Genomic DNA, 18408 nt, shown 5'->3' on the forward strand with positions numbered 1-18408 from the left:
GTCCCATCCGGTGGCGTTCGGGATACTCCCGAACGCCACCGGTCGGTCCCCCCTCCGCGTACCACCCTGAGCGAGGACCCCGGGCCTCGCCGGGAAAGGAACCCCCCATGAGCGAGCGCAAGCGAGCCACCCCTCCGGCCGGCGTCGTGGTGTCCCCAGGCCGTACCCACCGCAGCGGAGTGCCGTCATGAGCCTGTCGACCACGACGGCACCGCCGTCGCCAGCCGCCCCCCGGCCACCGGCCGCCAACTCCGGGCGTGCCAAGGGGCACCTGCTCAACCGCCTGGACCTGAAGTACTCGCCGTACCTCTACATCGCACCGTTCTTCATCGTCTTCGGCGCGTTCGGCCTGTACCCGATGCTGCGGACCGCCTGGATGTCCCTGCACGACTGGGACATGGTCGGCGACCAGACGTTCATCGGGCTGGACAACTACACCCGCCTGATCTCCGACGACTACTTCTGGAACGCGCTCGTCAACACCTTCGGGATCTTCGCCCTGTCGACGATCCCGCAGCTGCTCCTCGCGCTCTTCCTGGCCAACCTGCTCAACCGCACCCTCCTGCGGGCCAAGACGTTCTTCCGGATGGCCATCTTCATCCCCAACGTGGTCTCGGTGGCCGCCGTCGCGATCGTCTTCGGCATGCTCTTCCAGCGTGACTTCGGCATGTTCAACTGGCTGCTCAGCTTCGTCGGGGTCAGCCCGGTCGACTGGGACGCGGGCAGACTGAGCTCCTGGACGGCGATCGCCTCCATGGTCAACTGGCGGTGGACCGGCTACAACACCCTGATCCTGCTCGCCGGGATGCAGGCCATCCCGAAGGACCTCTACGAGGCGGCAGCCCTCGACGGCGCCAGCCAGTGGCGGCAGTTCTGGCAGATCACCCTCCCCATGCTCAAGCCGACCTTCATCTTCGTGGTCATCCTCTCCACGATCGGCGGCATGCAGCTCTTCACCGAGCCCCTCCTCTTCGCCAACGGCGTGATCCTCGGCGGCGACCAGCGGGAGTTCCAGACCCTGGCGATGTACATGTACGAGATGGGCATCACGAACCTGAACACCGCCGGCTACGGTGCCGCCGTCGCCTGGGCGATGTTCCTGATCATCGTGCTGATGTCGTTGCTCAACTTCGTACTCGTCCGCCGCTCGGCCAAGTGAGGAACGACCTGTGACCTCCGCATCCCAGCGCCTGTGGCGCACCAGCCCGCTGACCTACATCGCACTCGTCCTCGCGGCGCTGCTCTCGATCTACCCGTTCTACTACATGATCGTCATCGGCACCCGCAGCCTCGACCAGATCAACGACGTGCCCCCGCCGATGCTCCCGGGCGGTGAGTTCGGCGCCAACTTCGGCCGGGTCCTCGACAACGACGCCGCCAACTTCCTCACCGGCATGATGAACTCGATCATCGTCTCCTCGGTGGTGACGATCTCGGTGGTGCTGACCGGCTCGCTGGCCGGATTCGCCTTCGCCAAACTGAAGTTCCGGGGCAGCAACATCCTGCTCCTGGGCATCATCATCACGATGATGATCCCGACCCAGCTCGGTCTCATCCCGCTCTGGGGCATGATGCAGACCCTCGGGTGGTTCGACACCCTCTACGCGGTGACCGTGCCGTTCCTGGTCAGCGCCTTCGGGGTGTTCATGATGCGGCAGTACGCCAGCCAGGCCATCTCCGACGAGTTGATCGAGGCCGGTCGGATGGACGGCGCGAGCACCTTCCGGATCTACTGGAACATCGTGCTGCCGGCGCTGCGTCCGGCCGCCGGTGTGCTGGGTCTGCTCACCTTCATGGAGACCTGGAACTCGTTCCTGTGGCCGTACGCGATCCTCACCCCGGAGAACCCCACCCTCCAGGTGTCGCTGTCGTTCCTGTCGTACGCCTACTACACCGACTACTCGCAGGTCTTCGCCGCCACGGCGATCGGCACCATCCCGCTGGTCCTGGTCTTCCTCATCTTCGGCCGCCAGATCATCGGTGGGATCATGGAAGGCGCCGTCAAGTCGTGAGCAACCCGGCACCGTCGCCCGGGGTCGGGGTACTCGACCAGGGCACAGAGTTGACCTTCCCGTCCGGCTTCCTCTGGGGGGCGGCCACGGCGGCGTACCAGATCGAGGGGGCGGCGACCGAGGACGGTCGGGGCCCGTCGATCTGGGACACCTTCAGTCACACCGAGGGCACCGTGGTGGCCGGGCACACCGGCGACGTGGCGTGCGACCACTACCACCGGCTCGCCTCCGACGTCTCGCTGATGGCAGACCTGGGTCTGAAGTCGTACCGGTTCTCGGTCTCCTGGCCCCGGGTGCAGCCCACCGGGTCCGGCCCGGCCAACGCCAAGGGCCTGGACTTCTACCGACGCCTCGTCGACGACCTGCTCGACAGCGACATCGAGCCGTGGTTGACCCTCTACCACTGGGACCTTCCCCAACGCCTTGAGGACGAGGGCGGCTGGCCGGCCCGGGACACCGCGGCCCGGTTCGCCGACTACACCCGGCTGGTCGTCGACGCCCTCGGTGACCGGGTGCGGCACTGGACCACGCTCAACGAGCCGTGGTGCTCCGCCTTCCTCGGGTACGGCTCGGGGGTCCACGCCCCCGGCCGTACCGACTCGGCGGCGGCCGTCCGGGCCGGTCACCACCTGATGCTCGGTCACGGACTCGCGGTGCAGGCGCTGCGGGCCGCCCGCCCCGACGCGCAGGTCGGCGTGACGGTGAACCTGTACCCGGTCGACCCGGCCACCGACTCGCCGGAGGACGTCGACGCCGCCCGACGGATCGACGGGTTGGCCAACCGGTTCTTCCTGGACCCGCTGCTGCGGGGGTCGTACCCGCAGGACGTCCGTGACGACCTGCGCCGGATCTGCGACTTCGGACACGTCCGCGACGGTGACCTGGCCGTCATCGCGACCCCGCTGGACCTGGTCGGGATCAACTACTACAGCCGACACGTGGTGGCCGCCGGGCCGCCGGAACCGGCCTCGTCCGGTTTCGTCTCCGGCTCTACCTGGCCGGGCAGCGAGGACGTCCGGTTCGTCAGTCGGGGTGTGCCGGTGACCGACATGCAATGGGAGATCGACGCCCCCGGTCTCGTCGAGACGCTGCGCCGGGTGCACGACGAGTACACCGACCTGCCGCTCTACGTCACCGAGAACGGTTCGGCCTTCGTCGACACGGTCGTCGACGGCCGGGTGGACGACGTCGACCGGGTGGCCTACTTCGACGCGCATCTGCGCGCCGCACACGCCGCGATCAGCGCGGGGGTGCCCCTGGGCGGCTACTTCGCCTGGTCACTGATGGATAATTTCGAGTGGGCCTGGGGATTCACCAAGCGGTTCGGCATGATCTACGTCGACTACGACGACGATCAGGCGCGGATCCCCAAGTCCAGCGCCAGGTGGTACGCCGAGGTGATCCGACGCAACGGTCTGGCCGCACAATAGGCGAGGGCCAGCCAGTGGCGGGCGGCTCCGGCGCCTCTCCCAGCTGGGGTGACGCCGGAACCGCCCGATGTCGGAGGAGCAGACCATGACTACGCAGCGCACCCGGTCACTCGGGCGCCCGACCCTCGACGCCGTCGCGGCCCGTGCCGGCGTCGGCCGGGGGACGGTGTCCCGGGTGGTCAACGGCTCACCTCAGGTGAGTCCGGAGGCCCGGGCCGCGGTGCAGCAGGCCATCGCCGAGCTGGGGTACGTCCCCAACCGCGCCGCCCGGGCGCTGGTCACCCAGCGTACGGACTCGGTGGCTTTGGTGGTCTCCGAGTCGGGGGACCGGGTCTTCACCGAGCCCTTCTTCGCCGCCATCGTCCGGGGGATCAGCTCCGGCCTGCTGGAGACGCCGATGCAGCTCTGGCTCGCCATGGCCCAGTCCCCGGTCGAGCGGGAACGCGTCGAGCACCATCTCACCAACCAGCACGTCGACGGCGTCCTGCTGCTCTCGCTGCACGACGCCGACCCGCTGCCCACCCTGCTGGAGGAGCGCGGCCTGCCCACCGTCCTGGGCGGTCGGCCGGCGCGGATGCTCCACCCCGCCGCGACCCCCGGCTGGTACGTCGACGTGGACAACGTCGGCGGTGCCCGACACGCCGTGGAGTACCTGGTCGACCAGGGGCGACGCCGGGTCGCCACGATCGCCGGCCCGCAGGACATGGGGGCCGGGCTGGCCCGGTTGAGCGGGTACCGGGAGGCGGTCAAGGCCGTCGGCACCGGCCTCAACCCCGACCTGATCGCGTACGGCGACTTCAGCGAGGGCAGCGGTGCCGCCGGCATGCGGCGGCTGCTGGAGCAGTGCCCGGACCTCGACGCGGTCTTCGTCGCCTCCGACCTGATGGCCTTCGGCGCGCTGCGGGCGTTGCGGGAGGCCGGTCGTCGGGTCCCGGAGGACGTCGCGGTGATCGGTTTCGACGACGCCCCGGTGGCCCGGCAGGCGGAGCCGCCGCTGACCACCGTCTTCCAGCCGATCGAGGAGATGGGCCGCCAGATGGCCCTGCTCCTGGTCGCCCGGATCCGTGGCGAGGAGGTGCCCAGCCCGCACGTCCTGCTGGACACCCACATGGTGCGACGCGCCTCCGCCTGACCCGGTCGGTGCGGTCCGCCCGGCCCCGTCGCCGAAGACCGTCGGTGCGGTCCGCCGGACCTCGTCGGCGGTGACAGTCGGTGCGGTCCGGCACCGGCTGCCAGGAGAGTTTCACCCGGGTCATCCACCCGCAACACGGGCGAAATGGTCATCCGGCAGGCTGGCACCCAGCCTGCCGGATGTGCCGGCCCCGCCGTGTGGAGGGACAGACATGTTGCTCAGAGTTCGGGTGACCCTGCCCGACCGGCCCGGAACCCTCGGCCAGGTGGCCCGCACCCTCGGGGTCTGCGGCGCCGACATCGTCCAGGTCGTGGTGCTGGAGCGGCTCGGCGGGCGGGCTGTCGACGACTTCACGGTGGTCTGGCCCGGCGCGGGCCGCGTCGAGCGGCTGCTGGCCGGGTTGGCTGCCATCCCCGGTGTCCAGGTGGACGGGGTCTGGCAGGCGATCGGCGCACCCACCACCACCGGCCAGGACGCGGAGCTGTTGGCCCAGGTGGCGGCGAACCCGACCGACGGCCTCGCCACCCTCGTCGACGCGGTCCCCGGATTGCTGGCCGCCGACTGGGCGGTGGCCGCCGTGGTGCCGGTCGACTGGGCGTCCCGCGCCGGTGGGGGACAGGCGAGCGTCGCGCACGCGAGCTGGCGGGCCCCCGTCCCGCCCCGGTTGCCCGAGGTGACCCCGCTGCGGGCGCGGGCGTTGACGAGCGTCGACGGTGGGCACTTCGCGGTGGCGCCGTTCGGCCGGGCCGGGCTGGTCCTGCTGGTGGCGCGGGAACGCACCGACACCCTCACCCCGGCGGCGTTCCACAGCACCGAGGTCGACCGGCTGGCGCAGCTCGTCCGGGCCAGCGCCGTCATCCTCGGCGACCGCCTGGACCTGGTCGGCGCCCCCTCGGCGGTCGCCGGGTCCTGACCGTCGGGCCTTCGGCCCGACCCTCCTCGTCGGCTCGGCCCCGGTTCGGGGCCGAGCTGTCGCCCGACCCCCTCGGGTCTCCGGCGACGGGCCGACCCCGGTTCGGGGTCGGCCCGATCCGGTTCCGGGTGAATGTGATCTGCGCCCGGTACCGGGCTCGACACCGCCGGGCAACGCTCCCGCAATACCGGGCGGCGAAGGTCGGACCCAGGCGAGGAAGGGAACGAACATGGCGCTGTGGCGGATCCGGGCGACGGTCGACGACCGGCCGGGCTTCCTGTCGGTGCTCACTGCCAGTCTCGCGCTGCGGGGGGTGAACATCCTCAGCGTGCAGGTGCACACCACCGAGGCCGGTGCGATCGACGACTTCCTCGTCGACGCCCCCGACTCGGTCGACGAGGCGGAGTTGACGGCCGCCGTGGAGCGGGGGCGCGGTCGCCGGTGCTGGGTGCAGCGCAGCGAGGCACGGGGGTTGGCCGACCCGCCGACCCGGGTCCTCGGCCTGGCCACCCGGCTGGTCCGGGATCCGGAGGCGTCGGGTGAGGCGCTGCGGACCCTGCTCGGCGCGGACGAGGTGAGCTGGCGTCCCGCTCCGCCGGTCGACCGTCCGGGCCTCGACGACCACCGGATGCGGTTGGCCGACCCGACCGGCGGGACCTTCACCCTGCGGCGGGCCGCCCCGAGCTTCACCCCGGCCGAGTACGCCCGGGCACAGGCCCTGGTGGAGTTGGCAGCGACAGTCGCCCGACGCGCCGAGGACCAGGTCACCGTCGTCGTCGCCGACGGTGCCGAGGTACGGGTGCGCCCGGCGGGCGCCGACGACGTACCGGCGATTCTCGACCTGCACGAGAAGTCCTCGGAGCGCAGTCGACAGCGACGCTACCTCGGTGGCTGCGGGGTGCCCGCCCCGTCCCGGCTGCGCCGACTGGTCGAACCGGAGCGGGGGGTCACCCTCGTCGCCGTCGACCTCGACGCCCCGGGGGAGCCGGTGGTGGCGATGGCGAACCTGCTGGGCGAGGGGGACGAGGCCGAGGTGGCGCTCCTGGTCCGCGACGACTGGCAACGGCGGGGCCTCGGCACCGCCCTGCTGCGCCGGGTGGTCCGCCGTGCCGAGCGGGACGGGTACGCCGCCCTGGTGCTGCACGTCCAGGCGGAGAACGTGCCGATGCTGAGGACCCTCCGTCGGCTGGGCCGCCCCACGCCGGTGGACCGGGACGGGCCGCTGCTCACCGTCACCCTGCCGCTGACTGTGACCCCGGCGATCACGGGCTGACCGGGGGCCACGGCACGGGTGGTGGTCGACGGGGTTCCCAAGCCGTCGATGGGTGGATACATTGTCTGTCATCCATGGGAGCGCTCCCGGGCGCTCATCTGCGGACCCACCCCACCACCGGCCACCGGCGAGGTCCCCCGACGCCGTCCCGCGTACCTCGTCGGCTGCCGGGCACCTTCCGACAGGAGCCCCCGATGCGCCACCGCCCCCGCCCGCCGCTCGATCGTGGCCGGCTACGCCGCCTCGTCGCCGCCGGTGCCGCCCTGACCAGCGGACTCGCCCTCGCCCTCACCGCACCGCCGGCTGCCGTCGCCGCCCCGACCACCGCCACGGCCCCCACCACCGCTGCGGCACCCGCCTTCAACTACGCCGAGGCGTTGCAGAAGTCGCTGCTGTTCTACGAGGCGCAGCAGTCCGGCCCGAAGCCGTCCTGGAACCGGGTCTCCTGGCGGGGCGACTCGGCGCTCACCGACGGCTCCGACGTCGGCGTCGACCTCACCGGCGGCTGGTACGACGCCGGTGACCACGTGAAGTTCGGCTTCCCGATGGCGTTCAGCACCACGATGCTCGCCTGGGGAGCTGTCGAGTACCGGGCCGGGTACGTCCAGTCCGGCCAGCTCACCCACCTCCTGAACAACCTGCGTTTCGTCAACGACTACTTCGTCAAGGCCCACGCCGCCCCGAACGTCCTCTACGGACAGGTGGGCAAGGGCGACGACGACCACAAGTGGTGGGGGCCGGCCGAGGTGATGCCGATGGCGCGCCCGGCGTACAAGATCGATGCGAGCTGTGGGGGCGCGGACCTGGCGGGGGAGACGGCGGCGGCGATGGCCGCGTCGTCGATGGTGTTCCGCCCCACCGACGCCGCCTACGCCGACAAGCTGCTCGGCCACGCCCGGCAGCTCTACACCTTCGCCGACACGGTCCGCAAGAGCTACAGCGAGTGCATCACCGACGCCACCAGCTTCTACCGGTCCTGGAGCGGGTACCAGGACGAACTGGTCTGGGGCGCGATCTGGCTGTACCGGGCCACCGGGGAGGCCACCTACCTGGCCAAGGCCGAGACCGAATATGACAGGCTCGGCACCGAGAACCAGAGTTCCCTGCGCTCCTACAAGTGGACGGTGGCCTGGGACAACAAGCAGTTCGGGGCCTACGTGCTGCTGGCCAACCTGACCGGTAAGCAGAAGTACGTGGACGACGCCAACCGGTGGCTCGACTACTGGACCGTCGGGGTCAACGGGGAGAGGGTCAGGTACTCCCCGGGTGGGATGGCCGTCCTCGACTCCTGGGGTGCGCTGCGGTACGCCGCCAACACCGCCTTCGCCGCCCTGGTCTACAGCGACAAGACCACCGACACCACCCGCAAGGCCCGGTACAAGGACTTCGCCGTCCGGCAGATCGGGTACGCCCTCGGCGACAACCCCCGCAACTCCAGCTACGTGGTCGGGTTCGGAGCGAACTCCCCGAAGAACCCGCACCACCGCACCGCCCACGGCTCCTGGTGGGACAGCAGCAAGGTGCCCGCCGAGACCCGACACGTCCTCTACGGCGCGCTCGTCGGCGGACCCTCCTCGCCCGACGACGCCTACACCGACAACCGCGACGACTACGTGATGAACGAGGTCGCCACCGACTACAACGCCGGATTCACCTCCGCCCTGGCCCGACTCACCCAGGAGTACGGCGGCACCCCCTGGCCGGGTTCCCCGGGGCGGAGCGCCCCGACATCGACGAGCTGACCGTGGAGACCACGGTGATGCAGAACGAGCCCCGGGCCACCGGCCTGAAGGTGATCGTCTACAACAAGTCGGCCTTCCCCGCCCGGGCCCTGACCAACGGGAAGTTCCGCTACTACTTCCGCCCCGACGGCACCGGGCCGGTCCAGGTCACCCCCGGCTACACCCAGGGCTGCCCGTCCCCGACCACCGCCAGGCAGCACTCCGCCGACCTCTGGTACGTCGAGGTCGACTGCACCGGTCACACCATCGCCCCCGCCGGACAGTCGGCCCACCGGATGGAGGTGCAGTTCAAGGTCGGCGTACCGGAGGGCGGGACCTGGAACCCGGCCGACGACCCCTCGTACCAGAGCACCGCCGGACCCAACCGGAACGTCCCCCTCTACGCCGGGACCACCCGGGTCTGGGGCACCGAGCCCGGACCGTCGGCTCCCGACACCACCCCACCCACCGTCCCGGGCACCCCGGTCGCCTCCGGGCTCACCCCCACCTCGGTCACCCTCACCTGGCCGCCCTCCACCGACACCGGCGGCAGTGGGCTGGCCGGGTACGTGGTCCGCGAGCAGCAGGTCGGCAGCGACGTGGTGGTGGTCCGCAACACCACCACGAACAGCCTGACCGTCGACAGCCTCTTCCCGGCCCGCACGTACACCTTCTGGGTCAACGCCCGCGACGGGGCCGGCAACCAGTCCACCACCGCGCCGGAGATCAGGGTGACCACCCCGGCCGGCAACAGCGGCGACACCACCCCACCCGCAGCACCCGGTCGCCCCGTCGCCTCCGCCGTCGGCGCCGTCGGACTCACCCTCACCTGGCCCCCGGCCACCGACGACGTCGGGGTGACCAGCTACCGGGTCTACCGCCAGGCCGCCCCGTTGCAGACCCTGATCGCCACCGTCACCGGCACCACCCACACGGTGACCGGGCTGACCCCGGACACCACCTACACCTACTACGTCGTCGCCCTCGACGCCGCCGGTAACGTCTCCCCGCCGTCACCCACGGTGACGGCGACCACCACCCCGGCCGCTCCCACCTCGTCCTGCGCGATCGGGTACACCACGAACGACTGGAGCAGCGGCTTCACCGCCAACGTCACGGTCACCAACACCGGCACGACCCCGCTGACCGGCTGGACCCTCGCCTTCGCCTTCCCCACCACCGGCCAGAAGGCCGGGCAGGCCTGGTCGGCGACGGTCTCCCAGACCGGTACGGCGGTGACCGCCACGAACCTGTCGTACAACGGGGCGCTCGCCCCTGGGGCGTCGACGAGCTTCGGCTTCAACGGCACCCACACCGGCACCAACCCCAAGCCGACCGCCTTCACCCTCAACGGTCAGACCTGCACCACCGGCTGACCACCCCTCGACCCCTGGCCGCCGGTCACCTCCCCCACGGGCGGTGACCGGCTCCGGCCGTGCCAAGCGTGGAGAGCGCGAGAGGCGCGGAGGTGCGAGGGGGCGGGGCGGGTCAGCCTTGGAGGTCGCCGTGTTCGACGCAGACCGCCGACCATCCGGCCGGGAGGATCTGCACCTTCATCCGGCGGCGGCACCGGGCACAGAACCGTGGTGGCTCCAGCGACCTGGCGGACGCACAGGTCGGGTGGGTGCCGGTCGCCGTCGGCTCGCCGCACCTGTCACACCACAGTGGGGTCACAGGCCCGGTCCCCGTTGCTGTCACAGCGTCTCGGAGAGCGCCTTGACCGGCATCTTCAGGTCGTCGAGGAGCCGGAGGTCATCGGTGGCCGGACGACCCAACGTGGTCAGGTAGTTGCCGACGATCACCGCGTTGATGCCGCCGAGCAGCCCGTCCCGGGTCCCGAGGTCGCCGAGGGTGATCTCCCGGCCGCCCGCGTACCGCAGGATGGTGCGGGGCATGGCCAGGCGGAACGCGGCGATGGCCCGCAGGGCGTCCTTTCCCTCGACCACCTGACGGTCGGCCAGGGGAGTGCCCGGACGGGGGTTGAGGAAGTTCAGCGGAACCTCGTGCGGGTTCAGCTCGGCGAGCTGGGCGGCGAACTCCGCCCGCTGCTCCACCGTCTCACCGAGGCCCAGGATGCCGCCGCAGCAGACCTCCATCCCGGACTCGCGCACCATCCGCAGGGTCTCCCAGCGTTCCTCCCACGAGTGGGTGGTGACCACGTTGGGGAAGTACGACCGGCAGGTCTCCAGGTTGTGGTTGTAGCGGTGGACGCCCATGTCGACGAGGTCGTCGACCTGCTCCTTCGTGAGCATGCCCAGCGAGGCGGCGACCTGGATGTCGACCTCCGCCTTGATGGCGGCCACACCCTCGCGCATCTGCCTCATCAGGCGGGCGTCCGGCCCGCGTACGGCGGCGACGATGCAGAACTCCGTCGCCCCGGTCGCCGCGGTCTGCTTCGCCGCCTCGACGAGCGACGGGATGTCGAGCCAGACCGACCGGACCGGCGAGGTGAACAGGCCCGACTGGGAGCAGAAGTGGCAGTCCTCGGGGCATCCGCCGGTCTTGAGCGAGACGATGCCCTCGACCTCGACCTCCGGGCCGCACCAGCGCATCCGTACCTCGTGGGCGAGTTGCAGCGTGGCGGAGAGGTCCTCGTCGGGCAGGGTGAGCACGGCGAGGACACCGGCTTCGTCCAGGCCGACGCCGTCGTCCAGCACCTGCGCCCGAGCCTGATCGAGGATTTCTGCCATGGCTCGTACCCTACAAGGCCCCCGAGGCGGCGGGAACGCCGCCGACCACCCGTCCCGCCCACCAGGGCTCGCGTACGCGACGCGCCCGGGGACGGCGGGGTGGCCTCCACGCCACGCCGGTCGGGGGCGGCCGGGTGGTAATTTTCGCCCGACGGGCGGTGAGGGGAGTGACGGTGGCGGACTGGCTGGCGGCCCTCGATCGTCGTGCCGAACTGCGGGCGAGGGCCGGGCTCACCCGGCGGTTGCGACCTCGCCAGGCCGACGACGCGGTGGTCGACCTGGCCGGCAACGACTACCTCGGCCTGGCCACCCACCCCGAGGTCGTCGCCGCCGCCGCGCAGGCCCTGACCGGGTACGGGCTGGGTGCCGCCGGGTCCCGGCTGGTCCGTGGGTCGACCGAGGCGCACCGCCTGTTGGAGTCGGCCCTGGCGGACTGGCTCGGCGTCGAGGGCAGCCTCGTCTTCTCCTCCGGTTACCTGGCCAACCTCGGCGCGATCAGGGGTCTCGTGCGTCCGCGTACCCTCCTGGTCTGTGACGCCCACAACCACGCCTCGCTGATCGACGGGTGCCGCCTGTCCGGGGCGGAGACCGTGGTGGCCGGGCACACCGACCCGGCGGCGGTGGCCGGGGCGTTGGCCGCCGCGCCCGGCCGACCGGCGGTGGTCGTGACCGAGTCGGTCTTCTCCGTCGACGGTGACCTCGCCCCCCTTGCCGACCTGCACGCAGTCGCCCGCCGGTACGGGGCGTTGCTGCTCGTCGACGACGCCCACGCGGTGGGTGTCCTCGGCCCCGGCGGTGCCGGCGGGGTGGCGGCGGCGGGGCTGTCCGGCGAACCGGACGTGGTGGTCACCGCGACCCTGTCCAAGGCGCTCGGCGGTGCCGGTGGGGTGGTGGCGGGTCCGGCCGGGTTCGTCAGGCACCTGGTCGAGACGGGACGGACCTTCATCTTCGACACGGCGTTGCCGCCCGCCGTCGCCGCCGGGGTGCTCGCCGCGGTGCGGTTGGCGCAGCACGCCGACGACGAGCGCGCCGAACTCGCCGACCGGGCCGCCGCAGTGGTCCGTCGCCTCCGCGCCGCCGGTCTGAGCGTCCCGGCGCCGGACGGGGCAGTGGTGTCGGTGACCGCCCCGAGCCCGCAGGCCGCCACCGCCTGGGCCGCCGACTGTGCCGACCGGGGTGTGGCGGTGGGCTGCTTCCGGCCGCCCTCGACGCCGGACGACAGGTCCCGGCTGCGGTTGACGATCAACACGGGGGTGCCCCGACCCGACTTCGACAGGGCCTTGGAGGTCGTCGTCGACTGCGCGCCACCCGCCGATCCCACCGAGGCCGGTGCGGACCGTTCCGGATCGTGCGCCACGGTGCCGTCGTGACCGCGCCCTGGCAGGGGCCGGTGCTGGTCACCGGCACCGACACCGGCGTCGGGAAGACGGTGGTGACCGCTGCGATCACCGCCGCCGCGCAGGCCGCCGGGCTGCGGGTGGCGGTGGTCAAACCCGGCCAGACGGGTACGGCGGACGGCACCCCGACCGACCTCGACGAGGTGAACCGGCTGGCCGCGCCGATGACCGGCCGTACGCTGGCGAGCTTTCCCGACCCCCTCGCCCCCCTGGCTGCGGCCCGGATGGCCGAGTTGGAGCCGTTGGAGCTGTACACCGCCGTCGACGCGATCCGGGCCGAGGTCGACAAGCACGACCTGGTGCTGATCGAGGGGGCCGGTGGGTTGCTCGTCCCGATGGGGGTACGCCCCTCCGGTGAGCCCTGGACGGTGGCCGACCTGGCGGTCTCCCTGGACGCCCCGGCGGTGGTGGTGGCCCGGGCCGGGTTGGGCACCCTCAACCACACCGCGTTGACGCTGGAGGCGCTGCACCGGCGGGCGGTACCGGCCGGGATCGTGATCGGGGCGTGGCCCGCCGAGCCCGAGCTGGTCCACTGGGCCAACCTCACCGACCTGGTACCGGATCTGCTCGGCGCGCTGCCCGACGGCGCGGGCACCATGGACCCGGGGGTGTTCCGTCGCTCCGCCCCGGGCTGGTTGACCCCGGCCCTGTACGGCGTCCTCGACGACTGGCGGGCCTGGGCCGAGGACGCCGGCTGACCGGCCCCGAATTCCGAGGGCAGACGAGCGGCGCGGTCGGTCAGCGGGGTCGGCGGATCACGAAGGCGTCAGGCATCCGGAAGGTCAGATTGTCCGGGTACCAGGGTGCCCGGACCACCGTCGCCCCGGACAGGAGGGGAGCGACCTCCTCGACCACCACGCCCGCCTCCATCCGCGCCAACTGCGCCCCGACGCACCGGTGCGCGCCGACGCCGAAGGCCAGGTGCCGACGGGAACCCCGCTGCCCGGGTACGAGGTCGTCGGGGTGGGCGACCACCGCCGGGTCGCGGCCGGCCCGACCGAGCCAGAGCACGACGCTGCTTCCCGCCGGCACCACTGTGGATCCCAGCCGGGTCCTGGTCGTCGCCACCCGCCGCCACGTCACGATCGGCGGCTCCAGCCGAAGCCCCTCCTCGACCACGTCGGCCACCGACACCTCACCCCGCCGGAGACCGGCGACGACCCCCGGGTGACCGGCCAGCCGGTGCAGCAGCAGGGTGAGGAACTGGGAGGTGGTCTCCTGCCCGGCGACCAGGAGGAAGAAGAGCGCACCGACCACCACGTCGGGCGGGTGTCCGGCGGACCGGAGCCGGGCCACCAGGCCGCCCCCGGTGGCGGCGAACTCCCGCAGCACCAGGTGGAAGCGTCCGACCTCGGCGGCGAGGACCCGCTGCCGGTCGGCGTCCACCGGGGCCCAGAACAGTTCCAGGGCGGCCCGGGCGAAGTCCTTGACCACGTCGACCGGGGCGTCCGGCAACTCGACGAGCCGGGCGAGGGCCAGCAGCGGCAGGTCGGCGGCGACCTCGGCGTGCAGGTCGACCTCACGCCCGGTGGCCAGGTCGGCGGCGATCCCGGCGGCCCGTCGTCGGACCACCCCGGTCAGCCACTGACGCTGGGCCTCGACCCGGGACGGGTGCAGGGCGTCGGCGACTATCGCCCGGATCGCCGGATGGCTCGCCCCGGCGTTGTTGGCCAGGGTGGGCGGCAGCCGGAACCGGTGTTCGGCGAGCACCCGCAGGGCCGCCACCGGCACCGGGGTCACCGCGTCCAGGGCGTTGTCCGGGCGGTAGGTCTCCGGGTCGGCGAGGACCTGCCGGACCAGGGCGTGCCGGGTCACCACCAGATGTTCGACACCCACGTGGTCGGCGACCACCGCCACGTCGGGCCACCCGGTCCCGTCGATCCCGGGCGCGCTCGTCAGGCCCGGGGGAGGGGGACCGGCGACCGCCGTCCAGCTGCTGAACAGCACTCCGACACGCTAGCGGGAGGCGCCCGGGCGGGCCGGGTTCAGCTCCCACACCGTGGTGCGCTTCACCCGTACGCTCTCCAGCGCCGGGGGGACCGGCACCTGGTAGGTCGCCAACTCCCGGAACCGTTCCCGGGGCAGGAACGCCCGATCGGGGTCGCCGACCAGGACCCGCGCCCCGGAGCGCGCCGCCCGGAGCAGGAACCGCAGCATCCGGTTCGCCATCGCCTCGCTGTAGAACACGTCCCCGGCGAGGATCACCTCGGCGTCGGTGTCGGCGGTGTCCGGTTCGAGCAGGTCGGCGTGGTCGGCGGTGACGCGTACCCCGTTGGCCTCGGCGTTGAGCGCGACGGCGGCCACCGCCCGCTCGTCGATCTCGACGGCCCGGACGGCTGCCGCGCCCGCCCGGGCGGCGGCGATCGCCACCAGGCCGCTCCCGGCGGCCAGGTCCAGCACCCGGCGGCCGGCGACCACAGTCGGCTCGTCGAGGACGTACCGGGCCAGGGCCTGCCCACCGGCCCAGGCGAAGGCCCAGAACGGCGGGGGTTGGGCGCTGTGGAACTCACCCTCGGTCAGCTCCCACAGCCCGATCGGCTCGTCGGCCTGGTGCAGGCGTACCTCGGGGACGAAGGCCACCGGGGCGAGCCGGGCGTGCAGCCGGACGAAGGTCGAGGACAGGTCGGGCATGCCCCGATTGTGCCCGGCTCCGGATCCCGGGCGTGTCACGGGTGGGGGGTGAAGGGTTCACCACTGTCGGTGAAATGGCCCCCTCTACTTCACGGTGCGTGCGAACACGCCCGTCTACCGGCGGGGTGGGTCCGCTCCTAGCGTTGATCACTGGACAGGACCCGGGAGGCACGAGGGAGTGGTGACGGTGTTGCGGTACGCGTTACGGGTCGGGGTGGTGCTGGCCTGCCTCGCGGGCGTGCAGGGGGCCATGGCCCTGCCGGCGCAGGCGGCGTTCGGCACCGAACTGCGCGGTGTGCCGCAGGAGTTCACCGCCGACGGCCGGGTGGAGACGATCGATGCGGTGGTGGCCCGGACCGACCGGGACGGCGGATGCGTCAAGGTCCGCTGGTCGATGGTGCTTCAGGTGCAGGGGATGCGGCTGAACCAGGTCCGGGTGGACCGGATCGAGGAGACCGGCTCGTTCCCGGTGTCGATCCGGACCGAGGGATCGTCGGCCCGGGTGACCGACCGGCAACTCGACCCGGGGGTCAGTTGCCCGGACCGGACGGTGACCGCCACCTACCGGTTGGCGGTGACCGGGGACGTCGGGCAGGGCCGGATCAGCCTGGCCGCCGAGGCGTACGACGTGAACAACCGGTTGCTGTCCCGGCAGACCGCCACCCGGGCGGTGTTCGGGGCGGGCGGACGCCCGGAGCCGACCACCGCCGCCCCGCGTGACCCGGAGCCGACGCCGGAGCCGACTGTGGAACCGACTGTCGAGCCGAGTCTCGAACCGACGGTCGAGGCGGCGATCCCCGCCGAGGAGCCGATCGAGTCCACCGACAGCACCGACGTGCCGGCGGGTGCCGCGGGCCGGCCGACCGCCCAGACCGGCGGTGGTTTCGGCGTGGTGCACGCCGCCTTCCTCCTCGGCGGCCTGCTGTTGTTCCTGGGGGTCAGTCTGCTGCTGCGGCTGCGGCACCTGATGCGCCCGGCCGGTGCCCCCGACGAGCCGAACGACCTGACCGTCTCGATCGAGCCGGACGACCGGGCGGCGTTGCGGCAACGGTGGGAGCGTCCGGCCAGCGCGCAACGCTGGCGTCCCGCCCGCCGCTGACGGCGTCGACGCCCTCGGCCGGTCTCCGCAGGTCCGCGGGTCCTTCCGCGGGCCGACGGTCTCTCGGTCCGGTCTCCCCGGCCCGACGGTCCCCTCGGGCCGTCGGGCCGGTCTGCACCGGGCCGACCGCCGTCGGTCCGGTCCTCGTCAGTCCAACCGGGACGGATCGAGGCCGAGTTCGCGCGCTGCCACCAGCCGGATCCACTCGGTGAACTGGCGGCGGGAGATGACCCGGTCGTGCACGGCGAACTGCACGGCGAGGCCGTCCATCACGGCGTTGATCCGCCAGGCCGCGCCGTCCGGGTCGGTGCACTCGAAGGTGCCGTCGGCGACCCCGGCGGAGATCACCGCCGCCAGGTCCGTGCGCCAGCGCAGGTCGAGGCGGCGGGAGACCTTCTCCAACTCCGGGGTACGCAGTGACTCCGACCACCCGTCGATCCACATCGCCCAGGAGGTGCTTCGGCCGGTCGGTGGGTAGAGCCGCAGGATCCGCTTCAGTTTGGTCAGGGGTGGTGCGGCGGAGCGGACCACGGCGTCCAACCGGGCCAGATCCTGCTCGGCCGCGTACGCGTACGCCTGCGCCACGAGTCGGTCCTTCGTGGCGAAGTGGTAGAACACCAGCGCCTGGCTGACCCCGGCGGCCTGGGCCACGTCGGCTGTCCGGGTGTTGGCCAGGCCGCGTTCGGCGATCACGTCGCAGGCCGTACGCAGCAGGGCATCCAGCCGGATTTCGACCGCGCGTCTCGTCACGGCGTTACCGTAGCCTATCCGTTCGTGCACAAACAGTTACCGCCCGGGTGATGTTGCCGTGGACTGACCGAACCCGGAGCTTCATTCAAGTTTGTCGGTTTGTTCGCGCCTCCTGATCTGGGCGCCCGCCCACCCGTCGATGGGTTCCGGTCGATGGCCCCGCCGCCGACCCGACCCGACCGCCCGGCGGATCCTCCCCATCCTCCTAGGAAGCCCTGGGGGAGTCGACCCGGCTCCGCCGCGCCGGAATTCGCCCCCGATTTGGCAACCCTTCCCGGGCTCGGCTAAAGTTCCCATCCGTCACCCGGGAACACCGGGAGGCGTGCGGACGTAGCGCAGCTGGTAGCGCATCACCTTGCCAAGGTGAGGGTCGCGGGTTCGAATCCCGTCGTCCGCTCGGAGATGCCGCCACGACAGGGGCAACCTCGGTGGAGTGGCCGAGAGGCGAGGCAACGGCCTGCAAAGCCGTGTACACGGGTTCAAATCCCGTCTCCACCTCGGCAAGGACGAGGGCGATTGGCGCAGTGGGAGCGCGCTTCCTTGACACGGAAGAGGTCACTGGTTCAAACCCAGTATCGCCCACCAGCGAGCGAGGCGGCTCACCGGATAATCGGTGAGCCGCCTCGCTGCTTCTTGAGCGGCTTCCGGGATTCCTCGGGGGAGCTGCACCGGACCGCGTTCGCGGATCCCGCTGCCACCCGCCCGCCCACACCCCGACGGTCAGCGGCGTCGGCCCTTGAGGTGCCGGCCGAACTCCCTGGCGATCTCCCGGTTGGCGTCCCGTTCGGCGAGCGCCTGCCGCTTGTCGTACGAGCGGCGGCCCTTGGCCAGGGCCAGTTCCACCTTGGCCCAGCCCCCGGCGAAGTACATCGACAGCGGTACGAGGGTCAGCCCGGTCCCGTCCTCGCGGAGCCGGGTCAGGATCCGGTCGATCTCCACCCGGCGCAGCAGCAGCTTGCGGGTGCGTCGGGGCTGGTGGTTGGTCCACGTGCCGTAGCCGTACTCGGCGATGTGCAGGCCGTGCAGCATCAGCTCACCGTCGAGTTCCTGGGCGAAGGCGTCCACCAGCGACACCCGCCCCTCGCGCAGCGACTTGACCTCGGTGCCGGCCAGGACGAGGCCCGCCTCGTAGGTCTTGAGGATGTCGTAGTCGTGTCGCGCCCGACGGTTCGACGCGACGACCTGACGACCGGTCTGCCTGGACGCGACGACCTCCGGTGGTGCGGGCCGATAGGGGCGGGGACCAGCATAGGGTCCCCCGTCCGCCGCTGTCGGCCCACGGGGGCGCCGGGCCGCTCCCGTGAAGGTGCGACTCGGCGACGGCACCCGCCCGGATCGACGGTGCGGCCCAGCGGTGCGT

At 72.1% G+C, this 18408-nt stretch carries 14 protein-coding genes, 3 tRNA genes and 2 pseudogenes; 13 read left to right on the plus strand and 6 right to left on the minus strand.

Translation table 11 applies throughout. The features are described 5' to 3' along the window. Positions 1-187 precede the first annotated feature (187 nt). The 7 genes and pseudogenes from WHN02_RS12035 to WHN02_RS12065 all read left to right on the plus strand — a co-directional run bounded on the left by WHN02_RS12035 (position 188) and on the right by WHN02_RS12065 (position 9857). Positions 188-1159, plus strand: a complete 972-nt coding sequence (locus tag WHN02_RS12035; protein ID WP_434743387.1) for a carbohydrate ABC transporter permease — start codon at positions 188-190, stop codon at positions 1157-1159. 10 nt (positions 1160-1169) lie between these two features. Further along, positions 1170-2012: a carbohydrate ABC transporter permease gene (locus WHN02_RS12040; protein ID WP_434743388.1), complete on the plus strand. Its 843-nt coding sequence runs from the start codon at positions 1170-1172 to the stop codon at positions 2010-2012. Continuing rightward, complete coding sequence (locus WHN02_RS12045) at positions 2009-3442, plus strand: GH1 family beta-glucosidase (protein WP_434743389.1); 1434 nt, start codon at positions 2009-2011, stop codon at positions 3440-3442. The genes WHN02_RS12040 and WHN02_RS12045 overlap by 4 nt, the downstream gene beginning before the upstream one ends. An 85-nt stretch (positions 3443-3527) precedes the next feature. Beyond that, on the plus strand, positions 3528-4574 hold the full coding sequence (locus tag WHN02_RS12050; RefSeq protein ID WP_434743390.1) for a LacI family DNA-binding transcriptional regulator: 1047 nt from the start codon (positions 3528-3530) through the stop codon (positions 4572-4574). Between the two features lie 211 nt (positions 4575-4785). After that, positions 4786-5487 (plus strand): amino acid-binding protein, encoded by a 702-nt coding sequence (locus WHN02_RS12055; protein WP_434743391.1) that lies wholly within the window; start codon positions 4786-4788, stop codon positions 5485-5487. Between the two features lie 229 nt (positions 5488-5716). Continuing rightward, positions 5717-6760: a GNAT family N-acetyltransferase gene (locus WHN02_RS12060; protein ID WP_434743392.1), complete on the plus strand. Its 1044-nt coding sequence runs from the start codon at positions 5717-5719 to the stop codon at positions 6758-6760. A 194-nt stretch (positions 6761-6954) separates the two neighbouring features. After that, positions 6955-9857, plus strand: a pseudogene (locus tag WHN02_RS12065) (glycoside hydrolase family 9 protein). 112 nt (positions 9858-9969) lie between these two features. On the opposite strand, the gene WHN02_RS12070 reads toward WHN02_RS12065, so the two are convergent. Together WHN02_RS12070 and bioB are read right to left on the minus strand one after the other, a co-directional pair. Beyond that, positions 9970-10179, minus strand: coding sequence for a hypothetical protein (locus tag WHN02_RS12070; RefSeq protein WP_434743393.1), 210 nt, complete (start codon positions 10177-10179; stop codon positions 9970-9972). Beyond that, positions 10176-11171: a biotin synthase BioB gene (bioB, locus tag WHN02_RS12075; RefSeq protein ID WP_434743394.1), complete on the minus strand. Its 996-nt coding sequence runs from the start codon at positions 11169-11171 to the stop codon at positions 10176-10178. Before bioB ends, WHN02_RS12070 begins: the two co-directional genes overlap by 4 nt. A 173-nt stretch (positions 11172-11344) precedes the next feature. On the opposite strand from bioB, the pseudogene WHN02_RS12080 reads away from it, so the two are divergent. Both WHN02_RS12080 and bioD read left to right on the plus strand, forming a co-directional pair. After that, positions 11345-12478 (plus strand): annotated as a pseudogene (locus WHN02_RS12080) (8-amino-7-oxononanoate synthase); the annotation flags it as partial. 83 nt (positions 12479-12561) lie between these two features. Beyond that, on the plus strand, positions 12562-13266 hold the full coding sequence (gene bioD, locus WHN02_RS12085) for a dethiobiotin synthase (RefSeq protein ID WP_434743929.1): 705 nt from the start codon (positions 12562-12564) through the stop codon (positions 13264-13266). 40 nt (positions 13267-13306) lie between these two features. Here the strand turns inward: bioD and WHN02_RS12090 are convergent, their stop codons facing one another. Beyond that, positions 13307-14515 (minus strand): cytochrome P450, encoded by a 1209-nt coding sequence (locus WHN02_RS12090; protein WP_434743395.1) that lies wholly within the window; start codon positions 14513-14515, stop codon positions 13307-13309. 9 nt (positions 14516-14524) lie between these two features. Next, a complete protein-coding gene (locus WHN02_RS12095) occupies positions 14525-15199 on the minus strand; it encodes a class I SAM-dependent methyltransferase (protein WP_434743396.1) in 675 nt (224 codons plus the stop codon). A 181-nt stretch (positions 15200-15380) separates the two neighbouring features. On the opposite strand from WHN02_RS12095, the gene WHN02_RS12100 reads away from it, so the two are divergent. Continuing rightward, on the plus strand, positions 15381-16298 hold the full coding sequence (locus WHN02_RS12100) for a hypothetical protein (RefSeq protein ID WP_434743397.1): 918 nt from the start codon (positions 15381-15383) through the stop codon (positions 16296-16298). Between the two features lie 147 nt (positions 16299-16445). On the opposite strand, the gene WHN02_RS12105 is transcribed toward WHN02_RS12100, so the two are convergent. After that, positions 16446-17048, minus strand: a complete 603-nt coding sequence (locus tag WHN02_RS12105) for a TetR/AcrR family transcriptional regulator (protein ID WP_350895677.1) — start codon at positions 17046-17048, stop codon at positions 16446-16448. Positions 17049-17372: 324 nt separating this feature from the next. Here WHN02_RS12105 and WHN02_RS12110 point away from each other — a divergent pair. From WHN02_RS12110 to WHN02_RS12120, 3 genes are all read left to right on the plus strand, one after another. Continuing rightward, a tRNA-Gly gene (locus WHN02_RS12110) sits at positions 17373-17445 on the plus strand. Between the two features lie 30 nt (positions 17446-17475). Then, positions 17476-17546: transfer RNA gene (locus tag WHN02_RS12115), tRNA-Cys, on the plus strand. Between the two features lie 12 nt (positions 17547-17558). Continuing rightward, positions 17559-17633 (plus strand) — tRNA-Val (locus WHN02_RS12120). Between the two features lie 135 nt (positions 17634-17768). Here WHN02_RS12120 and smpB read toward each other — a convergent pair. Continuing rightward, complete coding sequence (gene smpB, locus WHN02_RS12125; protein WP_434743398.1) at positions 17769-18374, minus strand: SsrA-binding protein SmpB; 606 nt, start codon at positions 18372-18374, stop codon at positions 17769-17771. Between the last annotated feature and the right edge of the window lie 34 nt (positions 18375-18408).

Source organism: Micromonospora sp. SH-82 (genome assembly GCF_051132485.1).
GTDB lineage: Bacteria > Actinomycetota > Actinomycetes > Mycobacteriales > Micromonosporaceae > Micromonospora.

Bases quoted from the DNA above. Each gene is read 5' to 3' on its own strand.
- WHN02_RS12035 (WP_434743387.1), top strand. From the start codon at position 188: ATGAGCCTGTCGACCACGACGGCACCGCCGTCGCCAGCCGCCCCCCGG.
- WHN02_RS12055 (WP_434743391.1), top strand. From the start codon at position 4,786: ATGTTGCTCAGAGTTCGGGTGACCCTGCCCGACCGGCCCGGAACCCTC.
- WHN02_RS12060 (WP_434743392.1), top strand. From the start codon at position 5,717: ATGGCGCTGTGGCGGATCCGGGCGACGGTCGACGACCGGCCGGGCTTC.
- bioB (WP_434743394.1), bottom strand. From the start codon at position 11,171: ATGGCAGAAATCCTCGATCAGGCTCGGGCGCAGGTGCTGGACGACGGC.
- WHN02_RS12050 (WP_434743390.1), top strand. From the start codon at position 3,528: ATGACTACGCAGCGCACCCGGTCACTCGGGCGCCCGACCCTCGACGCC.
- WHN02_RS12095 (WP_434743396.1), bottom strand. From the start codon at position 15,199: ATGCCCGACCTGTCCTCGACCTTCGTCCGGCTGCACGCCCGGCTCGCC.